Genomic DNA, 19,701 nt, shown 5'->3' with positions numbered 1-19,701 from the left:
AAAAAACATCATGCTATGAAAATGTTTCAGGAAATGTCACAAATAGAATTATCGGGACTACTGAGTCTCCTATTCTCTATACCATTACTCCTGGTTCTAATACGAAATCTATTAGTTTCCAAAGCCTCTATTCACTGGCCAAAAGTAAGTGGGAAAATAATCACCATTACTGATTATGGTGCAGAATATAAGTTCAAGCTTACCTATGAGTATGTTGTACATAGAAAACCGTATCAAAGCAGTAGAATTATGTTTTCAACTTCCAATATCTATCATAAACATCATGCTAGAGAATTTGAAAAGAAATACAAGGAGGATCAAATCATAGATGTGTATTATAATCCAATAAAACCAACACAAGCCGTGTTAGAGCCTGGCAGAAATAACGGGGCCTCCTTAGGAATCGGTTTTTTCAGTCTGGTAGCCATACTAGGTGTACTAGCCATATACGATCAAAATCTATTTCTATACCTACTAAATCAATTAATGCAATTGTTTAATTAAGTACATCCTATGCAGATAAAAATACTCCTTATTGTAAACAACCTAGGGCCTAGCAGTAAATGTATACATACATCAAAAGGCATCAATGAAAGGATTAAACAACTTCTATTGTTTTGCTTACTAGGTACTCTAACTTTTTCATTTGCACAAGAAAGGGCCATTTTTGGAGTAAACAATGGCGGGAACGGAAGCTTAGGTACTATATTCAAAACTGACCTAAATGGGGAGAACTATACCATCCTTCATGAATTAAAATATACAAACCCTGGAGCGCAACCTGACAATTCCAGCCTATGTGAGGTTAAAGGAACCTTATATGGTACTACAGGAGATGGAGGAGAGTTTGAAAATGGTGTTCTTTATGCCTATCATATAGCCACAGAGACCTATACCAAACTACATGATTTTGAAAAAGTAACGTCTGGTAGATCCCCCTATTCAAATGTCATTTTAGCCAAAAATGGAAAACTATATGGTACTACACTATACGGAGGACTTTATGATTTAGGGACCTTGTTTGAGTATGATATTGCCAGTAAAACTCTCACTAAAAAATTAGATTTTGATGGTGTTACCATGGGCCAGAACCTGTATGCAAATGTAATTCAGGGATCAGATGGAAAACTTTATGGTCTCACAAACCGAGGAGGAACTTATGGACAAGGCGTTTTATTCAGTTACGATTACACTACCGAAAGCTTTAGTACACTTTTCAATTTTGATGGAGACAATACAGGAGTGGCACCCACCATTTTAGTTGAAGTTGCTGAGGGCACACTATATGGCACTACCTCTGGAGGTGGAGCCGATAAAAGCGGTACCCTATTCAAATACAGTATTGACAGTAACACCTTTGAAAAAAAATTTGATTTTGCCCGTGCTAGTACTGGCGGCTCTCCCTCATTAAGTTTAACAATAGGCACCAATGGAAATCTATATGGTCTAACCAGGGATGGTGGAGTTAACAATAGAGGCGTTATTTATGAGTATAATATTGCCTTAGAGTCCTATACCAAAAAATTTGACCTAACTCTCGAAAATGGAAATACTCCTACCGGGAAACTTATTGAGGTGGGAAACAACAAATTTATGGGACTAACAAATCTTGGAGGTAGTAATAATGACGGAGTAATCTTTGAATTTGATATTCAAACCAATACCTATACCAAGAAATTTGATTTCGAATTAAGTAGTGCTGGTAAAAATCCTAAAGGCAGCTTTGTTATGGCCTCTAACGGAAAATTGTATGCAACAGCTGAAAAAGGAGGGTATGGCTTAAGTGGAACCTTATACCAATATGATTTCGAGAATGACTCCTTTGAAAAAAAAATAGATTTCAATTATGCAGAAAATGGTAAAAATTTCAAAGCTGGATTTGCAAAAGGAAACAATGGTAAATTATATATAACTACATCGGCAGGAGGCAATAATTTAAGCTACGGCACACTTTTAGAATATAATCCAAGCGATAATACCCTACTGAAAAAATTTGATTTTAGTCCGACTCAGTCCCCTCAAAATTTGACTGAAGCTTCCGTCATGATGGCCTCTAATGGCAAAATTTATGGTGTGAGTACTTTTATGGGTAATCAGGAATCATTATTTGAATTTGATTTACAAACCAATACCTACACTCCCAGAGTCTCATTCGCATCTCCCTCTTTTGGGAATACACCCTCAGAGCTCATGGAAGCAACTGATGGTAAAATATATGGGACTACATCCTCTGGAGGTCTTAATAATATTGGGTACATCTTTCAATATGATTTTATTGAGGACAACTTCCAAAATGTAGGCGATTTTGTAGGCACTGATTTTGGTCACTCGGGAAAAGCACTATTCCAAGCCTCCAATGGGAAATTATACGGAATGAGTTTTAATGGTGGTGCTAACAAAAAAGGAATCTTATTCGAATTTGACATTACCACAAAAACACTTACCAAAAAATACGATTTTACAACTTCCTATTCAGGAAACAACACCTCCTTGATAGAAGTTGACCAAAACGTCTTATACGGATTTTATTCTGGTGGGGTTAATAATGCTGGAGGTATTTTTAAATTCAACATAGTTACCAATGAGTTTACTGAGGTCACCGTCTTCGATGTATTAAACACTGGATTTTTGCCACAATTTAGACTTTTAAAAACCTCAGAAAATACACTGTTAGGGTTACTGAAAAATAGCAACTATACTGACATAACAAAGCAAGGAGTATTATTTCATTTAAATCCACAAACCAATCAATTAACAACACTAATTGAGTTCGATTCAAGTACGGGCTTATCTCCAATTGGGGCCCCAGTAGAAATGGAGTATGACACCTTATTATCCACAAACCCTATTGAAGATAGTCCAACAATTCAAATTTATCCAAATCCTGTTAGTGAAAAATTGACCATCACATCCCTCCCTACAGAAATTGTACAAATCCATATTTATGATGTGCTAGGTAGGCAACATCTGTATAAAAAAATCTATGATCAAGATAAATCAATTGAACTCACTAGCTTAAAACCAGGATTATACTTTTTAAAACTAACCATAGGCAATGGAGAAACCCAAAAATTCAAATTCATCAAAAAATAATGTCATGAATAACAGACTTCCACTACTAATTTGTTTAGTTATCTCCTTTATAGGATGCTCACAAACACCACCAAAAATTGAAAACTATCCCTTTGGCGCATTAGATGTACGAGTGATGGTAATGCCTTTTGGCATGGAACAACCCATTGAGGTAGGGCAAGTACCATCTTCTGGAACCATTAATTTTAATTTTCCAAAGGAAATCGCCGTATCAACTGAAATGGCTACCAGCGAATCTTCAAAGCTATGGTATACCTTATTTTCTCAATGTGATTATGGAATGGATATGGTATCAGAAGAGGAAAATGTATTCTCATTTGATGCTGGCTTCCTTTCCCTTTGGACAAGTGACAATCGATATGTAGGCGTCATATTTACCGTATCTAATGAGGAACTCCTTCCATGGGTTGAAGACCCTGCCTATATGGATCCAATAATAGGCTCTTATTATAAGCTTATATATGTATCCAAACCCGTAAATTATAAAGAAGAATGTATACAAACAAAAGCAGCAGAGGATGGAGATGTCCAGGTTGCCTATAGCTACGATTTACAGTTAAAACAAGGATTTAATTTTCTTGAATACAAAATTGAACATATTTACAAAACCGACCCTAACATCATGGCATCTTTTCCAGATAAGGTAAGTGTCAAATCCGTAGAAAATATTCCAACCTCCAAATGGATTGGAAAATATTTTTAGATACCATATAAACCATTTTTTATTGGAAAATATAAATTTTAATGCATTAACACTAAAAACCTTTCTTAATTTCACAGTTTCCCTACACCATATGGCATAATTATTGACTTCTGCTTTTCGAATTTTTAAATTGTAAAAACGCAGTTGTTAGTCATTCAACTATCACTGCCTAAAACAATAGAGAGTATATAAAGTAGATTGTATGAAAAAAGTATGGGCATTTTTAGTAGTTATTGTAGGTTCATGTATCCAATTTTCCTGTGATAAAAATGAGGACTCAATTCCAGAATTTCCAATTGAACAAGCAGATGCTATCAGTATAGATGAATATCAAATCTATAGCCATGTACTAGAAAGATTTAGCAGCTCACAACTAGTTGTAAGACAGAAAACCTCTGCATATACCCCTTCTGAAGAAAAATTGACTCTTTTTTTTAATTTAGAAAAATTAGCAGCCATGGATGAAGGGTTATACAATCAATTTCAACTAGAAAACAGTGCTACCTACCTTTTAGGTCCTGATATTGTGGTACCTGGTAAAGAAACTTATCTCCTTTCCAATGATGCCTATTCTTATTATTTTGATAGAGCCAACCATAGCATATCATGGGAGCTTTTTGACAAAAAGTATCCAAATGGCGGAAAATGGTATACTACTTTTACCAAAATAGGATTTAACGAAAGTAGTAATCAAGCTCTAGTTGGCATGGAATCCTATTGGTACATGTCATCTGAAAATGGTTCTACCCATAAAAGCGGTACACTCTTTTATCTTGAAAAAATAGATGGAGTGTGGACTTTTATAGCCTCTACAGCCTATGAGTTACCCTAAACTTTAATGGACGAGACTTAAAAAGAAATAATGTCGTAGCTTGATATAAGAATTGCGATCTTTGTAGGACATGAAGTTTATAGGTACACATCACGAATATTTTGAAATACAGTCTATAGACCGTACTAATTGCCAACATTTAGAAGAAAAACAAAAAGAAGTACTACGACTCCTTTGGTTTACCTCTGATGGTAACAAGGTTAAAGTTGATGGGCAATCATATACATTTAACACCAATGAAGTAATCTGTTTAACTCAATTTCATTCGCTTGAATATGAACACATACATACCGTAAATCTTCTTAGGTTCAACAGACAATTCTATTGTATTTTAGATCATGATAGTGAGGTCAGTTGTAAAGGAATTTTATACTATGGAGCTGCTAAATTACCCATAATTGTGTTTGAAAACACACAATTGGAGGTATTACAAACTGCTTGGAGAATGGCCGCCCTAGAGATTGAAATGAATGATGCCTTACAATTAGAAATGCTTCAGGTAATGTTAAAGCGTATTCTAATTCTATGTACCCGTATTTATAAAAAGCAGCACAAGCTAGATGATGTAACATCTTTCCAAAATGATTTAGTAAGAGAATTTAACTTTTTAGTAGAAGTACATTTTAAGAAAAAGCACCATGTTGCTCAATATGCCGCTCTTCTATTTAAATCACCAAAAACAATTTCCAATACCTTTAAAAAAATTAGTGGAAAAACTCCTTTACAGTTTATTCAGGAGCGTATCCTCTTAGAGGCAAAAAGATATTTACTTTATACGGAAAAGGACATTTCTGAAATAGGGTATGAATTGGGGTTCCCAGACATACAATCCTTTAGTAGATTTTTCAAAAAGAATCAAGGAGTATCACCTTCAACTTTTAGAAACAACACGGAATAGGACGGGAAAAATCGATAAGTCTTAAGGAAATCTTCCCTAACTACCACCCTCTGAATCTCCTCATATTTGCACTACAAATTTTAAGTATTCAAATATGACAACTACAAAAGTGACTTTTAGAATTCCCGAAAGAGAGGAAGTATCAACAAACAATCAAGCTATTTTTAATACCCTTGAAAAACAAATTGGATTTCTACCTAATGTATATGCCTATTTTGCTAAAAACGATACAGCTTTAGCAGATTACCTCGCTTTACAAAACAGGAAAACCACCTTAACAGCAAAAGAAAAGGAAGTAGTAAATTTAGTAACTAGTCAATTAAATCAGTGTAAATATTGCCAATCCGCTCATACAGTTATAGGTCAACTGCATGGCTTTTCAAAGGAACAAATACTAGCCATTCGAAAAGGTACGATAGATTTTAATGACAAGCTGGATGCGCTTGCAAAATTCACTACTGCAGTTGTTAATAATCGTGGAAAAGCTTCTCAGGAAGCCATACACACCTTCTTTGAAGCCGGTTACGATGAAGCCAATATGATAGATGTTGTAATGATGATTGGTGACAAAATTATTAGTAATTATATTCATAATCTTGCTAATTTCGAAATTGACTTTCCATTAGCAGAAGAACTATAATCAGTTGCTAAAAAACCACCCAAAGAATGGGTGGTTTTACATGTTACTTTCATCAACTAACCCAAAAGTTGTCATGAAATGCCCTAACTGCAAGTAACACTATGATTTTCTAGATACTACATCAAGTAATCAATTTCTTTTAACTAGTTCAACACGTCTATTTTTAGCCTTATTCTCTTCCGTATCATTGGGAACTAAAGGTCTGGTAGCGCCGTATCCATTTGCTGACACTCGAGTGGAATTAATGCCATTTTGCACAAGCTTGCTTACTACTGCATCAGCTCGTTCTTTTGACAACTTTATATTGTACTCCCCTTCCCCAGTGTCATCTGTATGACCGTCAATAGAAATAGCTAATGAATTATTCTCCTCTAACGCCTTTACTATTTGCATCACCACTTCATCCCCTTCTTTAGTTATAGTTGCCTTATTTATATCAAAATTGATATATAAAACTACTTTACCTTGGTCATTTAGTGTATGTACAATTTCCTTAGAAGATATTTTTTTAATGGTCTGATTCAACTGTTTTTCCTGCAATACATTTAGTTTTCCACTATAGTTGTCCGCTGAATATTGCACATAGATATTTCCCTGATCCTTGCATCTAATCATATAGAAAGTAATATGTTCATCAAAATATCCAATATCACCCTCATCTCCTTTGTTAGGATCTTCTTTATGATATCTATAATATTCATCTTTACTTATATAACCCTCAAATACCTTTACCCCACCAATAGACTCGAGATATGTTCCCAGACTTTTCTCAAAGTACCTTTTAGAAAACTCTTTCCCGGGTTCCTTTACCACATTAAGTTTGTACAATTTCCCTTCAAAAGGAGTCATCACACCATTAATAGGAAAAAAACAAACATCATACTCCTTTTGAAAGGGTTTATTCTGAGCCTTAAGTCCTTCAGGTAAGGTCATATATGGAAAGGCACCTATGACTACCTCTGAATAAGGGATGCTATTCACAGAAAATTCCTCGGAAGCAACTGAGCTGAGCTGTGTTGTATCCGATAATTTCTCTTGCTCAAGCAATATAGGCTGGGGCTTATTGGATGTTTTATCGGTACAGGCAAATAGTGCAAAAACACAACCAATTAACAATAACTCTTTCATTTCAATTTATGAACATAAAAAGTAATACTTATTGTTTGGCACCATCAAAACTGTATTCAATGTCTGTTGCAGATTGTGCTTCAGTTTGCACATAAATGCTTTTTGCATCTGCGGTATACCACAATGACCCACTAAGATTACCTATTACAGAATGTACATCAGTTTCAACAAAGGGTTCTACTTTAAAGACTTTCTCTGTAACTGCGGAATAATCTTCACCAGATTTAGCAGTTACTTTAAGGTGATCCTTATCTACTTTGGTAACAATTAACACGGCATCATAAAATTTATATTGTTCTGAATTAGGTAAATCACCATACACATTCAGAGTCCCTTTATAGGTCCCAACTGCTATGTCTATTGTACCCTGATTTTTTTCCTCTCCGCTGTCTTTACTACAACTTACCATAAAGCCATTAACTACTAAAAGCATCACTACAACTATGCTACTCTTCTTAAAATTCATTTTTTTCATAAATATATTTTTCAATTTTACACGAAGGCAAAGTTGTTTTAATTCAATATTTCCCACAATCATCACTAACCATGATTTCATTTCTAATGGTATACCATGAATTTATTATTTAAATCAAAATAGTACTCCTTTTATGTTGATATTTGTAGCCTAAGTTATCTAAAATGAGTAAGCGACTTAACCTTCTGTATTTCCTAGTTGTATGTTTTTGGAATACTTTTTTTGCTCAAGACCTAATCCCATTAGATGAGAAAAACTATATACAAGCACTACAAGAGAATATTCAAAATAGTAGCGCTGATAGCATTCAATTACACAATCTATTACTTATTTCGGCCTATTGGGCTCCTAAAGACAGTATTCAAAGTAAACAAGCTTTAAACCATGTTTTACTTCATCCAAATAAAGAAGTACTTTCCAAAGCGATGCTTAATTATTATCAAGGATATTATTACACACATCAATCACAAAAAGAAAAGGCTAAAGCGTATTACAAAAAAGTCATTGAAGATGTAGGATTAGTAAAGAATACCCAAAGTAAGATGCTTTTAGCACGAGCCTGGTATCAATATGCTTATATTCAGGTAGAAGAAAAGGGGTATGATTATATGGTAGAGCAGCTAACCACTCAATGTATTCCATTGGCCATAGAATCCAAGAACAAAGAACTTCAAGCCTATTTTAAGACTCAATTAGGACTCACCTTTATGTCCGTGGGACAATTTGATACAGCTGAAGAACATCACCTCAAAGCGCTTGCGGTTTTACAAGAGTTACCCACTGAAACTGCCACTCACTTAATTACCTATTTCAACCTCATAAGTAATTACTGTTATAAACCTGATAGTCAATCAGCCAAAATATATATTGACAAAGCAAGTCGACTCATTGAAAAATATCCAACATCATCCCATTTTCCTAACTACTACTATCAACAGGCTATGTATTTTACTACCAAACAAGAATATTCTAATGCAATAGAAAGTTTGGATAAGGGAGTAAAATCAGCTACAGAGCTCAAACAATGGAAGCTACTACAATTGTTAAAGTTTCGAATGTATAACGTCCATTTAATGTTGAAAGATTATAACAAGGCACAAGCTGTCTTAGAAGACATTCTACAGGATAATATACTGACTAAAGAAGTAGTTAATCGTAAAATAACCTTTTCTCAATTAGCCTACGTAAACCAACTTCAGGGTAACTATAAGGAGGCATATCAGTGGTTAACTAAAGCGTCCGTCTTAGGTGATAGTATTCAGCAAAATAAGTTACTGGAAAAAATGAATGAGCTGGAAATACTGCATAAAACTGCTGAAAAGCAACAAACCATTGATAACTTAAAAAGAGAAAAAATAGAAAATGCCTTAAAGGCCAAAAATAAAAATCTTCGTTTAGGCCTACTAGCCATTGCTTTGGTACTTCTCCTTATCATAGCCATACTTATCTATATCAATTATAAAAATCAAAAAAAGCTTACTACCCAAATTCAAATCAACCATCAACAACAATTACACAAAATAGAACAACAGCATAAATATGAGGCAACTCAAGCCATTCTTCAGGGAGAAGAACAAGAAAGACAGCGAATTGCTCAAGACTTACATGACAGTATTGGAGGAATGCTAGCCAATATTCGGATGATACTTTCAAATGAAAATACAGATCGGATTCAAAACGCTGAAGATATTTTAAAAAAGCTTGACAAATCAATCATTGAAATGCGCAGGATTTCTAGAAACCTTATGCCTGAAACCCTAAAAAACCTAGGAATAGAAATAGCGCTAAAAGAATTATGTGAATCCATGAGTCATCAGCATCTTACGATACAATTTGAAGCTTTTGATATTTCAGAAAACATTCCTTTTCAAACGCAATTGGCCTTGTATAGAATAACGCAAGAAAGTATTAGTAATGTTATAAAATATGCACAGGCATCGAATGTTATTGTCCAAATTAGTCAACATAATAACCTCATAAACCTAACGATTGAAGATGATGGAGTTGGTTTCGACACCTATAAAATACATTATGGAATGGGATTAAAAAACATTGAAAACCGTATTAAACTGGTGGAAGGGTCATTTGAAATCATATCTGAAGTGGGTGAAGGCACGACTATTAATATCGAATGCTATGCATAAAACAGGGAAAATTCCACTGGCCATTGTAGATGATCATCCAATGATTTTGGAAGGTTTAAAAGCCTTGTTACAGGATCACACTACTTTTCAAGTATTTTCCTTTACAAAAGGGACAGCTCTATTGGACTTTATTCAAGAAAATGTAGTAGACGTCGTGTTACTAGATATGGTCTTAAATGATGGCAATGGATTACATTTTTGTAAATCTATTAAACAAAAATCTCCTAACACCATTGTTATAGCCCTTAGTAATCAGGCTGAGCGAAGTATCATTTTTCAATTTTTACAAAATGGTGGTAATGGGTACATATTAAAAAATGCAGATGCCCAAGAAATTCTGTTATGCATACAAAAAGCATTAGAAGGCAATCTTGCATTAAGTAATGAAGTTCAGGAAATCATGCTACAACAACCCTCAAACTCTTATGAGGTTCCAAGACTTACCAAAAGAGAACATCAAATCCTACAAGCTATTGCTAATGGACATACCTCGGCCGAAATAGCAGATACTCTTTTTATCTCCATAATTACCGTAGAAACACACAGAAGAAACTTGTTGCAAAAATTCAAAGCACGGAATATGGCTGAACTTGTAAAAATTGCCATTGAACATAAATTAATTGACTAACCCTAAAAAATGGTTTTTGTCAATCTAAGGAGTAACTCCTTTTCCAACCAGTTATCTCAATTCTATAAATATGTACATGATTTCCTTTATACACGGTTGTTTTGTCATGTATCATCCCATTTTTTAACGCAACTGCAATAGAAGGAGTATTGGTGGTACTAATTATTGAAATAAGAGAGTCTGTCAGGTTATTTTCAAAAGCAAAATCTCTACATTTCATAGCGGCTTCTGTGGCAAAACCTTTATTCCAGAATTCAGGTAAGAGGGAATAGCCAATTTCCAATTCCGAGATTCCATCTACTTCTTGAACCAAAAGTCCACAATGACCAAGCAACTTACCCGTTTGCTTTTCAATAAGTGCATTCATCCCTCCTAAATCATTTCTATATCGATAGAATTGTGTATCATACCATTGCTCACACTCTATTTCAGGGCTTTTAAATTCAGCAATCCAATGTCTAGAGGTTATTGGATTTTTATGAAACTCCAACCAATCATTAAAATCGGAAAGTTCAATTCCCCGAAACAGGATTCGTGATGTCTGCTGATTTTCAAGAAGATATTTCATAAAGTTCTTTAATTTACTTTACCTAATTACAATCCTTCCTTCTTGTATCGACAATGCCCACAATCTGCCAACGACCGGATTCATCTTTATACAGTGTGAAAGCATTCACTCCGCAATGACTCAAAGAATCATTTACATAAAACGAATACGGTGTCCAGACTTGAGCTATTCGATCATCATGTTGTATTTTATAGGCATGTAATTCCTCTTTAAAACGAGTTGTTGAAGGAATACTTGCAATGGACTTTAAAAAAGTACCAAATCCTTCTGATTTGACCCTTATTTGCCCCTCATTTCCAACCACGACACTCTGCAAGCTTACAGAACTCTGGGTAAGGGTCCGAATAAAAGTGGTATCCTGTTGATGAAAAGCAAGAAAAAAATCATCTATGGTTTTTTGAATGCGTATTCCCTCTGTTGAGGATTGAGCAACAGCAACACTTCCTGTAATTAAGAAGATATATAGAAGAATAGGTCTCATATGACTTCAATTTAAAGTGACAATTTAGTACTTTTACAGCAACTTTTTAAATAAAAGACATGTCTGTAGCTAAAAAAGAATATAAGCGCGTAACTGTAAAATCATTGGTTGAGATGAAGCACAGTGGCGAAAAGATATCCATGCTTACTGCCTATGATTATTCTATGGCTAAAATTGTAGACAATGCTGGTATTGATGTCATTCTTGTGGGTGATTCTGCTAGTAATGTTATGGCTGGACACGAAACAACCCTACCTATTACACTTGATCAAATGATTTACCATGCCTCTTCAGTGGTTAGGGCTATTGATAGGGCTTTAGTAGTAGTAGATCTTCCCTTTGGAAGTTATCAAAGTGATCCAAAAGAGGCTTTGCGATCTGCCATCCGAATCATGAAAGAAAGTGGAGGTCATGCAGTAAAACTGGAAGGTGGTCAAGAAATTAAAGAATCAATAAAGCGCATTCTAAATGCAGGAATCCCAGTAATGGGTCATTTAGGATTAACCCCACAATCCATATATAAGTTTGGAACCTATACAGTACGTGCCAAAGAAGAAGCAGAGGCTGCCAAACTTATTGAAGATGCACGTTTTTTAGAGAAAGCGGGTTGTTTTGCTATTGTACTTGAAAAAATACCAGCCACCCTAGCTCAACAAGTAGCGCAAAGTATTACTATTCCTGTCATTGGAATTGGTGCTGGAGGGGGTGTTGATGGACAAGTATTAGTACTTCATGATTTATTAGGTATGACCCATGAATTCAATCCTCGTTTTCTAAGACGTTATATGAATCTTTATGATGATATGAATAAGGCCATTTCTCAATATGTGTCTGATGTAAAATCACAGGATTTCCCTAACGAAAACGAACAATATTAAAAGATACCTGAGGTATTTCTCGATTTAATAATTCATATGCCTTCTACTGCCCAAAATTTGGATGTGGTCTACCAAGATAACCACTTGATTGTTATAAATAAACAGTCAGGCGATATTGTTCAAGGTGATAAAACGGGAGATACCCCATTAAGTGATATTGTTAAATCCTATATAAAAGAAAAATATCAAAAGCCGGGAGCGGTATATCTAGGTGTGGTTCATCGATTAGATAGACCCACTACCGGCTTGGTACTTTTTGCAAGAACCTCTAAAGCACTACCAAGGCTTAATAAACTATTTGCCGAAAAAGAGGTTGTAACAAAAACCTATTGGGCTGTCGTAAAGCAACGCCCTCCAAAAATAGAGGATACACTTATTCATTGGATGACACGAAATCCTCAAAAGAATAAATCAACAGCCCACTCTAAGGAATGTAATGGAAGTAAAAAGGCTTCCCTACACTATCGCCTTATTGCCACATCAGACCGTTATTCACTATTAGAAGTAACCTTGCACACGGGAAGACATCACCAAATTCGTGCCCAATTAGCTGCCATAGGCTGTCCTATCAAAGGAGATCTTAAGTATGGTTATGATCGTAGTAACCCGGATGGAAGTATCCATCTACACGCTCGATATCTGAGTCTTATCCATCCTGTACGAAGTGAGGAGCGACTTGAGTTTACAGCGAATGTTCCTAAGGACACCCTCTGGAAAGCATTAGAAGAGGCTGTGACTACCAACTAATCCTTAGTACACTTTTCATTTTAAAATAGGTCGTTTTGAAATCGCTCTACGATTAAAACTGCTGCGTAAAAAAATTAACAAAAAATTAATTTCGTTTAGTTTTGTAAGTTCCGAACCAATTGTATTTTTGCAGCCGTTTATCGATAAAACCATTTTAAACCATGGAAAGAGAAAAACTAATAGAAGAAATTGGAGTTCATTTTGAATCCGTATACAACCTGCCACCATTGGCTGCTAGAATCTACGCCATATTAATTATGGGCAATGAAGAAGGCTACAGCTTTGAGGCTCTGGTTGAAGAGGTAGCTGCTAGTAAGAGTACCGTATCTACAAGTTTAAATTTACTACTCCAACTTCAAAAAATTGAGTATTTCACCAAAACGGGTGACCGAAAACGATATTTTAGAAAAAAAATCAATTACCTAAAAACCAGGCTTGTAAATTATATCACTATCTTAGAGGATGAAATCGCTATCTTTCATAAGACAAGTGAATATATGAAATCCAGCCGTCCGGTAGATCACGAAAAAAACAAATCCATCGTTGATATCTACCATTGTTACCTACATAGAACAAAAGAGCTCATGCAAGAAACCGTTGCAAAATTGGAGGAAGCATGTGCAAACAGAGACAAGTAAATCACTATTCATCAATAACTATTGTAATCACTCGTATATGAAACGAATTTATGTTTTAAGTATGCTAGGCCTGCTTTTGCAAGCCTGTAATCAAGCACCACAGCAACAAGCTCCTTCAGCTATGCCCTATCCTGTGGTTTCCGTTCCTACAAAAACCGTAACAGCATATCAAAGCTATCCGGCAAGTATAGAAGGTACCAATACTAGTGCTGTACGCGCTAAAATCTCAGGGTACATCACTCAAGTATTAGTAGACGAAGGACAAGCAGTTCGTAAAGGCCAGCCTTTATTTAGATTAGAAACTGAGTCATTAAGTCAGGAAGCTGCTGCTGCAAAGGCTAATATGAATGCTGCTCAAGTGGAGGTGGACAAACTTAGCCCATTAGTAGCTCAAAACATTATTAGCAGTGTACAATTAGAAACTGCTAAAGCAAGATTAGCACAAGCAAAAAGTGCTTATAATAGCGTTATGGCTAATATTGGTTATGCCACTATTAAAAGCCCTATTAACGGATACATTGGTGCTATTCCTCATCGTGTAGGAGCCCTAGTAAGTCCGGCAGACCCACAACCTCTTACAACCGTTTCAACAACGGACGATGTGTTCGTGTTTTTTGCCATGAATGAGGCAAATTACCTTTCCTTCTTACATACTACTGAAGGAACAACACGTGCAGAAAAAGTAAAAATGTTCCCTAAAGTACAACTTGAATTAATTAATGGTACTATCTATGATACAGAGGGTACTATTGAAACCGTAACAGGTCAAGTAGACCCTACCACTGGTACGGTTAGTTTCCGTGCTCGTTTTGCTAATCCTACAGGAATTCTTGCCAATGGAAGTAGTGGTAAGATCCGCATACCTACAGTATACGAAAATAAGGTGGTCGTTCCAGAGTCTGCAACTTTCGAACGTCAAGGAAAAGTATATGTATTCACAGTAGGAGAAGACAATACAGTTGCCAACACTCCGATTGACATTTTAGACCGAGTTGAAGGCTATGTGGTCGTTTCAGGAGGATTAGAAGCTGGAACCAATATCGTTGCACAAGGAGTGGCTAAATTGCGTAATCAAATGCCTATTGCTCCTCAAATGGTAGCCTTCGATAGTATTGCTAAACCAGTATCACCTGTATTTAAATAAGCCTATAGAGTGTTTACTATAGGACTTATAAAGCAGCGCTTAAAAATAAGTATGTACGATTTTAATAACTAGATATATGTTAAAGAAATTTATAGAACGTCCAGTACTTTCTACGGTGGTTTCCATCGTGCTGGTCATATTGGGAATGCTAGGGATTTCAACCCTGCCTACCACCCAATACCCTGAAATTGCCCCTCCAACTGTCCAGGTGACGGCTAATTTCCCTGGAGCTAACGCACAAACCGTATTGGAAAGTGTTATTATTCCAATTGAAGAGCAGATCAACGGTGTTGAAGGCATGGATTACATCACTTCAACTGCCAGTAATACGGGTATGGCTCAAATACAAGTATTTTTTAAACAAGGTGTTGATCCTGATATTGCTGCCGTAAACGTGCAAAACCGTGTGGCCAGAGCTAATCCACTATTGCCACGAGAAGTAACCCAGTCAGGAGTAATTACTCAAAAGCAGCAAACCAGTGCTTTGATGTTCCTTACTACCTATTCTGAAAATAAGGATTATGATGCCACCTACGTGCAAAACTACCTAAACATTAATGTACTTCCAGTACTTAAGAGAATAAATGGTGTAGGTGATGTTACAGTATTTGGAGCCAAGAACTACGCTATGCGCGTGTGGTTAAAACCTGAAAAACTGGCTTCTTATGGATTAGTACCCACTGATATTACGGCTGCTATTAATGAACAAAGCCGTGAGGCTGCTGCCGGTGCTTTAGGACAAAACAACGGCGAAGCTTTTGAATATGTCTTAAGATATAGCGGTCGTTATCGTGAAGCTTCTCAGTACGAAGACATCATTATTAAAGCATTAGACAATGGTCAATTCCTGTATCTAAAGGATGTGGCAGAAGTAGAACTAGATGCAGAAGGATATAATGCTATTTCCTTTACCAATGGAAATCCAGGGGTGAGTATGGGAGTTTTCCAAACACCTGGATCCAATGCTCAGGAAATTATCGAGACCATCCATGAGAAAATGGCTGAACTTGAAAAAGATTTCCCAGAAGGCGTTAAATACATAGTAAACTTTGACACCAATGAGTTCCTTACAGCCTCTATTGATAAGGTACTTGCCACTCTTTTAGAAGCATTTATACTAGTATTTATTGTAGTATTCTTGTTTTTACAGGATTTTAGATCAACTCTTATACCTGCTATTGCAGTACCGGTTTCCATTATTGGTACCTTCTTTTTCCTAAACTTATTTGGGTACTCCATTAACCTTCTAACCCTATTCGCATTGATCCTGGCCATTGGTATTGTTGTGGATGATGCGATTGTTGTGGTGGAGGCTGTACACGCCAAATTGGAAGAAGGTGCTGAGTCTGCACTGAAAGCAACGCATGATGCCATGGGTGAAATTACGGGAGCCATCATCTCTATTACCCTAGTTATGGCCGCTGTATTTATTCCGGTAACCTTTATTCAAGGACCTACAGGAGTATTTTACGAACAGTTTGGTATTACCCTTATGGTTGCCATTGCTATTTCAGCAGTAAATGCGCTTACACTGAGTCCTGCTTTAAGTGCGTTATTCCTTAAACCACATTCACATGATGAATCTGGTAAAAAACGTTCATTCTTACAACGCTTCTTTGTGGCATTTAATGCAGGATTTACAGCAACCACTCAGCGTTATGTGCGCTCTCTTGGGTTTCTATACAAACACAAATGGATAACGGTAGCTATTTTAGTAGCATCAACAGCAGCTATATTCTGGGCTTCAAGTACTACTCCTAAAGGATTTATTCCAGATGAGGACCGTGGACTTATATTCGCAAACATTGAATTACCTGCAGGTGCGACAATTGACCGAACTACGCAAATTACAAACCTGTTAAATGATAAATTACATCAAGTAAAGGGTGTAAGTGATGTATCGCTTGTAAACGGATTTAGTTTAATTAGTGGTTCAGGTAGTAATTATGGGATCGGATTTATCAAATTAGATAATTGGTCTGAGCGTGAAGATGAGACCTTATCTGTAGAGGCCATCACTCGCCAACTATTTGGGATTGCAGCCACCATACCAGATGCTAATATCATCTTTTTTGCTCCACCAAGTGTACCTGGATTTGGTAGTTCAGCAGGTTTTGATGTAAAAGTACTAGATCAATCTGGAGGAAGCTTTAATGAATTAAGTGATGTGACCCAGGAGTATTTAATGAAATTGATGCAACGTCCAGAAATTATGTATGCTCAGTCATCATTTAATACCAATTATCCTCAATACGAAATAGATGTAAACATTCCTAAGACCAAAGAAGCAGGAGTATCTGTTAGTTCAGTTCTCTCTTCTCTTCAAGGATATATTGGAAGTATATATGCCGCTGATTTCTCAAAATATGGTAAACAATATAGAGTATATGTACAAGCATTACCAGAAGACCGTGCTTCCGCTGAAAGTTTGAATAGTATTTTTGTTCGAAATGATAAAGGAACCATGGCTCCAATCACTGAGTTTGTAACATTAAAACGCGTATATGGACCACAATCGGTAACTCGTTTTAACCTGTTCAACTCTGCAAGCGTAAGTGGAGCTGCTGCTCCAGGATACTCTACCGGTGATGCCATTACCGCAGTTCAAGAAGTAAGTCAGGAATTACCAAGTAGTTATAGTATCGATTTCTCTGGATTAAGCCGTGAAGAGATTAATGCTGGAAACCAAACTATATTTATTTTCTTCCTAAGTATTTTGTTCGTATACTTCATTTTGGCTGCCCAGTATGAAAGTTATTTAATTCCATTATCGGTACTATTCTCTCTTCCTGTAGGGGTAATGGGAGCCTATTTAACTACGAAGTTAGCTGGATTAGAAAACAACGTATACTTCCAAATTGCTTTAATCATGCTTTTAGGACTCTTGGCCAAGAACGCCATCCTAATTGTAGAATTTGCAATGCAACGTAGACGAGCAGGATATTCACGTAAAGATGCTGCCATTGAAGCTGCACGTGTACGTCTTAGACCTATTCTAATGACTTCATTTGCCTTTATTATTGGACTATTACCATTAGTATTTGCTGGAGGAATTGGAGCCCGTGGAAACAATGCCATCGGAACAGGAGCAGTAGGTGGATTATTAATTGGTACCATCTTGGGTATCTTTATTATCCCTACCCTATATATCTTCTTCCAATGGTTGCAAGATAAAGTAAGTAGCAAACCTGTAACAACTACTACCCATGAATAAACGAATAATCCCTATTATAACCGTAATGGTGGTGGCCCTAAGCATGCAATCATGTTTTGTAGCCAAAAACTATAGTCGTCCGGAAACAGAAGTATTAAGTGAAGAACTTTTCCGTACTGATATGATGCCAAAGGACAGCATTTCCATGGCTGATATATCATGGCGTAAACTATTTACAGATGCCCAACTCGTTCAACATATTGAAACCGGACTGCAGAACAATATTGACATTCGTGTGGCTTTACAACAAATAGAAGCAGCTCATGCTTACTATCGTCAAGGAAAAGCAGGGTACTTTCCTACCCTAAATGTACAAACTCAAGTTACTCATCAAGAATTGAGTAAAAACAGTCAGTTTGGGGCATTTTTTGATGGAGGAATTACCCAGTTTGATCTTAGTGGCACTTTAAGTTGGGAGGCTGATATTTGGGGAAAAATTAGAAGTACCAAGCGTGCTTCTGAAGCAGCCTATTTACAGACAGTAGCAGCACATAAGGCAGTGACCACTGAGATTGTATCGAGTATTTCACTATTGTATTATCAATTACTTTCATTGGATGCTCAAAAGGCCATCGTAGAAAAAACTTTGGTAAATAGAACAAGTAGCTTAGAAACTACAAAAGCATTAAAACAAGCTGGGGTTCTAACTGAAGTAGCGGTACAGCAAACTGAAGCACAATTATTAAATGCTAAAGCACGATTAATTGACCTAAATAAGCAAATTGCTTTAACAGAAAACACCCTGTCAATTCTACTTGGTCATGGTCCAAGAGCCATTGTACGCGCTTCCCTTGATGAACAAGAATTGAAAGCGCCAATTAGTACAGGATATCCGGCTCAATTATTAGCAAACAGACCAGATGTTATGGCAGCTGAGTATGGTTTAATAAATGCTTTTGAAATGACCAATGTAGCTCGTAGCCAGTTCTATCCAAGGCTATCATTATCTGCTACAGGAGGATTCCAAAGCTTAGAACTTGACCAATGGCTTAACTTAGATTCTTTCTTTGCAAACTTTGTAGGTAATCTAGCTCAACCGCTTCTTAACGGACGTAAAATACGAACCCAGCATGAAGTGGCAAAAGCGCAGCAAGAAATGGCTTTACTAAGATTTAAACAACAACTGTTAACTGCAGGAAAGGAAGTTTCGGATGCTTTATATAGCTACCAGGCTGCCAATGAAAAAATAACCATAAAAGAGCAGGAATATCAGGCCTATGATAAGGCCACTACCTACTCTGAAGCATTACTTAATAATGGTATGGCAAACTACCTTGAGGTATTAACTGCTAGAGAAAATGCACTTAATGCTGAAATGGTATTAGCTTCCACCAAACTAGAGAAGCTTCAATCAGTGGTAACACTGTATAAATCTCTAGGTGGAGGGTGGCGTTAACCGTTATCAATAATTTTAATTTAGTTATTTAGATTGTTAGAAAAGGGGTTATCTTAAAAGATGACCCTTTTTTTAATCACTACACACTCAAGAG

At 36.3% G+C, this 19,701-nt stretch carries 18 protein-coding genes; 14 read left to right on the top strand and 4 right to left on the bottom strand.

Annotated features, from left to right (window positions below):
* Nucleotides 1-15 precede the first annotated feature (15 nt).
* The 6 genes from PT603_RS04065 to PT603_RS04040 all read left to right on the top strand — a co-directional run bounded on the left by PT603_RS04065 (nt 16) and on the right by PT603_RS04040 (nt 6,166).
* The gene (locus tag PT603_RS04065) at nt 16-504 is read left to right on the top strand and encodes a DUF3592 domain-containing protein (RefSeq protein ID WP_008239313.1); all 489 of its coding nucleotides are present in this window, start codon (nt 16-18) and stop codon (nt 502-504) included.
* A 9-nt stretch (nt 505-513) separates the two neighbouring features.
* Complete coding sequence (locus PT603_RS04060; RefSeq protein WP_008239314.1) at nt 514-3,093, top strand: choice-of-anchor tandem repeat GloVer-containing protein; 2,580 nt, start codon at nt 514-516, stop codon at nt 3,091-3,093.
* 4 nt (nt 3,094-3,097) lie between these two features.
* Nucleotides 3,098-3,796 carry a hypothetical protein gene (locus PT603_RS04055; protein ID WP_155805626.1) on the top strand — a complete coding sequence of 233 codons (699 nt, stop codon included), beginning with the start codon at nt 3,098-3,100 and terminating at the stop codon, nt 3,794-3,796.
* Between the two features lie 202 nt (nt 3,797-3,998).
* Nucleotides 3,999-4,628 (top strand): hypothetical protein, encoded by a 630-nt coding sequence (locus PT603_RS04050; RefSeq protein WP_008239316.1) that lies wholly within the window; start codon nt 3,999-4,001, stop codon nt 4,626-4,628.
* Nucleotides 4,629-4,698: 70 nt separating this feature from the next.
* Nucleotides 4,699-5,526: a helix-turn-helix transcriptional regulator gene (locus PT603_RS04045; protein ID WP_008239317.1), complete on the top strand. Its 828-nt coding sequence runs from the start codon at nt 4,699-4,701 to the stop codon at nt 5,524-5,526.
* A 94-nt stretch (nt 5,527-5,620) separates the two neighbouring features.
* The gene (locus PT603_RS04040) at nt 5,621-6,166 is read left to right on the top strand and encodes a carboxymuconolactone decarboxylase family protein (RefSeq protein WP_008239318.1); all 546 of its coding nucleotides are present in this window, start codon (nt 5,621-5,623) and stop codon (nt 6,164-6,166) included.
* A 129-nt stretch (nt 6,167-6,295) separates the two neighbouring features.
* Here the strand turns inward: PT603_RS04040 and PT603_RS04035 are convergent, their stop codons facing one another.
* Both PT603_RS04035 and PT603_RS04030 read right to left on the bottom strand, forming a co-directional pair.
* Nucleotides 6,296-7,294 carry an OmpA family protein gene (locus tag PT603_RS04035; protein WP_008239319.1) on the bottom strand — a complete coding sequence of 333 codons (999 nt, stop codon included), beginning with the start codon at nt 7,292-7,294 and terminating at the stop codon, nt 6,296-6,298.
* A 28-nt stretch (nt 7,295-7,322) separates the two neighbouring features.
* Nucleotides 7,323-7,850 carry a hypothetical protein gene (locus tag PT603_RS04030; RefSeq protein ID WP_008239320.1) on the bottom strand — a complete coding sequence of 176 codons (528 nt, stop codon included), beginning with the start codon at nt 7,848-7,850 and terminating at the stop codon, nt 7,323-7,325.
* A gap of 83 nt (nt 7,851-7,933) precedes the next feature.
* Between PT603_RS04030 and PT603_RS04025 the strand changes: the two genes are divergently transcribed.
* On the top strand, nt 7,934-9,913 hold the full coding sequence (locus tag PT603_RS04025) for a tetratricopeptide repeat-containing sensor histidine kinase (RefSeq protein WP_008239321.1): 1,980 nt from the start codon (nt 7,934-7,936) through the stop codon (nt 9,911-9,913).
* Nucleotides 9,906-10,541 carry a response regulator gene (locus PT603_RS04020; RefSeq protein WP_008239322.1) on the top strand — a complete coding sequence of 212 codons (636 nt, stop codon included), beginning with the start codon at nt 9,906-9,908 and terminating at the stop codon, nt 10,539-10,541. Before PT603_RS04025 ends, PT603_RS04020 begins: the two co-directional genes overlap by 8 nt.
* Before the next feature lie 19 nt (nt 10,542-10,560).
* Here PT603_RS04020 and PT603_RS04015 read toward each other — a convergent pair whose 3' ends face one another.
* Entirely contained in the window at nt 10,561-11,109 is a 549-nt protein-coding gene (locus PT603_RS04015) for a GNAT family N-acetyltransferase (protein WP_008239323.1), read from the bottom strand.
* Between the two features lie 22 nt (nt 11,110-11,131).
* On the bottom strand, nt 11,132-11,590 hold the full coding sequence (locus PT603_RS04010) for a hypothetical protein (RefSeq protein WP_008239324.1): 459 nt from the start codon (nt 11,588-11,590) through the stop codon (nt 11,132-11,134).
* A 59-nt stretch (nt 11,591-11,649) separates the two neighbouring features.
* On the opposite strand from PT603_RS04010, the gene panB reads away from it, so the two are divergent.
* The 6 genes from panB to PT603_RS03980 all read left to right on the top strand — a co-directional run bounded on the left by panB (nt 11,650) and on the right by PT603_RS03980 (nt 19,607).
* A complete protein-coding gene (gene panB / locus PT603_RS04005) occupies nt 11,650-12,468 on the top strand; it encodes a 3-methyl-2-oxobutanoate hydroxymethyltransferase (RefSeq protein ID WP_008239325.1) in 819 nt (272 codons plus the stop codon).
* 36 nt (nt 12,469-12,504) lie between these two features.
* A complete protein-coding gene (locus tag PT603_RS04000; protein WP_008239331.1) occupies nt 12,505-13,215 on the top strand; it encodes an RluA family pseudouridine synthase in 711 nt (236 codons plus the stop codon).
* 161 nt (nt 13,216-13,376) lie between these two features.
* Complete coding sequence (locus PT603_RS03995) at nt 13,377-13,853, top strand: GbsR/MarR family transcriptional regulator (RefSeq protein WP_008239333.1); 477 nt, start codon at nt 13,377-13,379, stop codon at nt 13,851-13,853.
* Nucleotides 13,854-13,890: 37 nt separating this feature from the next.
* Entirely contained in the window at nt 13,891-14,997 is a 1,107-nt protein-coding gene (locus tag PT603_RS03990; protein ID WP_008239334.1) for an efflux RND transporter periplasmic adaptor subunit, read from the top strand.
* 76 nt (nt 14,998-15,073) lie between these two features.
* On the top strand, nt 15,074-18,211 hold the full coding sequence (locus PT603_RS03985) for an efflux RND transporter permease subunit (protein WP_008239336.1): 3,138 nt from the start codon (nt 15,074-15,076) through the stop codon (nt 18,209-18,211).
* Entirely contained in the window at nt 18,204-19,607 is a 1,404-nt protein-coding gene (locus tag PT603_RS03980) for an efflux transporter outer membrane subunit (RefSeq protein ID WP_008239339.1), read from the top strand. Before PT603_RS03985 ends, PT603_RS03980 begins: the two co-directional genes overlap by 8 nt.
* The last annotated feature ends 94 nt before the right edge of the window (nt 19,608-19,701 follow it).

Source organism: Imtechella halotolerans, assembly GCF_028743515.2.
Taxonomy (GTDB): domain Bacteria; phylum Bacteroidota; class Bacteroidia; order Flavobacteriales; family Flavobacteriaceae; genus Imtechella; species Imtechella halotolerans.
This window is presented reverse-complemented; position numbering and strand designations above follow the sequence as displayed.

Coding starts and splice junctions, on each gene's coding strand:
- PT603_RS04065 (WP_008239313.1), top strand. CDS start 16: ATGAAAATGTTTCAGGAAATGTCACAAATAGAATTATCGGGACTACTG.
- PT603_RS04060 (WP_008239314.1), top strand. CDS start 514: ATGCAGATAAAAATACTCCTTATTGTAAACAACCTAGGGCCTAGCAGT.
- PT603_RS04055 (WP_155805626.1), top strand. CDS start 3,098: ATGAATAACAGACTTCCACTACTAATTTGTTTAGTTATCTCCTTTATA.
- PT603_RS04050 (WP_008239316.1), top strand. CDS start 3,999: ATGAAAAAAGTATGGGCATTTTTAGTAGTTATTGTAGGTTCATGTATC.
- PT603_RS04045 (WP_008239317.1), top strand. CDS start 4,699: ATGAAGTTTATAGGTACACATCACGAATATTTTGAAATACAGTCTATA.
- PT603_RS04040 (WP_008239318.1), top strand. CDS start 5,621: ATGACAACTACAAAAGTGACTTTTAGAATTCCCGAAAGAGAGGAAGTA.
- PT603_RS04035 (WP_008239319.1), bottom strand. CDS start 7,294: ATGAAAGAGTTATTGTTAATTGGTTGTGTTTTTGCACTATTTGCCTGT.
- PT603_RS04030 (WP_008239320.1), bottom strand. CDS start 7,850: ATGAAATCATGGTTAGTGATGATTGTGGGAAATATTGAATTAAAACAA.
- PT603_RS04025 (WP_008239321.1), top strand. CDS start 7,934: ATGAGTAAGCGACTTAACCTTCTGTATTTCCTAGTTGTATGTTTTTGG.
- PT603_RS04020 (WP_008239322.1), top strand. CDS start 9,906: ATGCATAAAACAGGGAAAATTCCACTGGCCATTGTAGATGATCATCCA.
- PT603_RS04015 (WP_008239323.1), bottom strand. CDS start 11,109: ATGAAATATCTTCTTGAAAATCAGCAGACATCACGAATCCTGTTTCGG.
- PT603_RS04010 (WP_008239324.1), bottom strand. CDS start 11,590: ATGAGACCTATTCTTCTATATATCTTCTTAATTACAGGAAGTGTTGCT.
- panB (WP_008239325.1), top strand. CDS start 11,650: ATGTCTGTAGCTAAAAAAGAATATAAGCGCGTAACTGTAAAATCATTG.
- PT603_RS04000 (WP_008239331.1), top strand. CDS start 12,505: ATGCCTTCTACTGCCCAAAATTTGGATGTGGTCTACCAAGATAACCAC.
- PT603_RS03995 (WP_008239333.1), top strand. CDS start 13,377: ATGGAAAGAGAAAAACTAATAGAAGAAATTGGAGTTCATTTTGAATCC.
- PT603_RS03990 (WP_008239334.1), top strand. CDS start 13,891: ATGAAACGAATTTATGTTTTAAGTATGCTAGGCCTGCTTTTGCAAGCC.
- PT603_RS03985 (WP_008239336.1), top strand. CDS start 15,074: ATGTTAAAGAAATTTATAGAACGTCCAGTACTTTCTACGGTGGTTTCC.
- PT603_RS03980 (WP_008239339.1), top strand. CDS start 18,204: ATGAATAAACGAATAATCCCTATTATAACCGTAATGGTGGTGGCCCTA.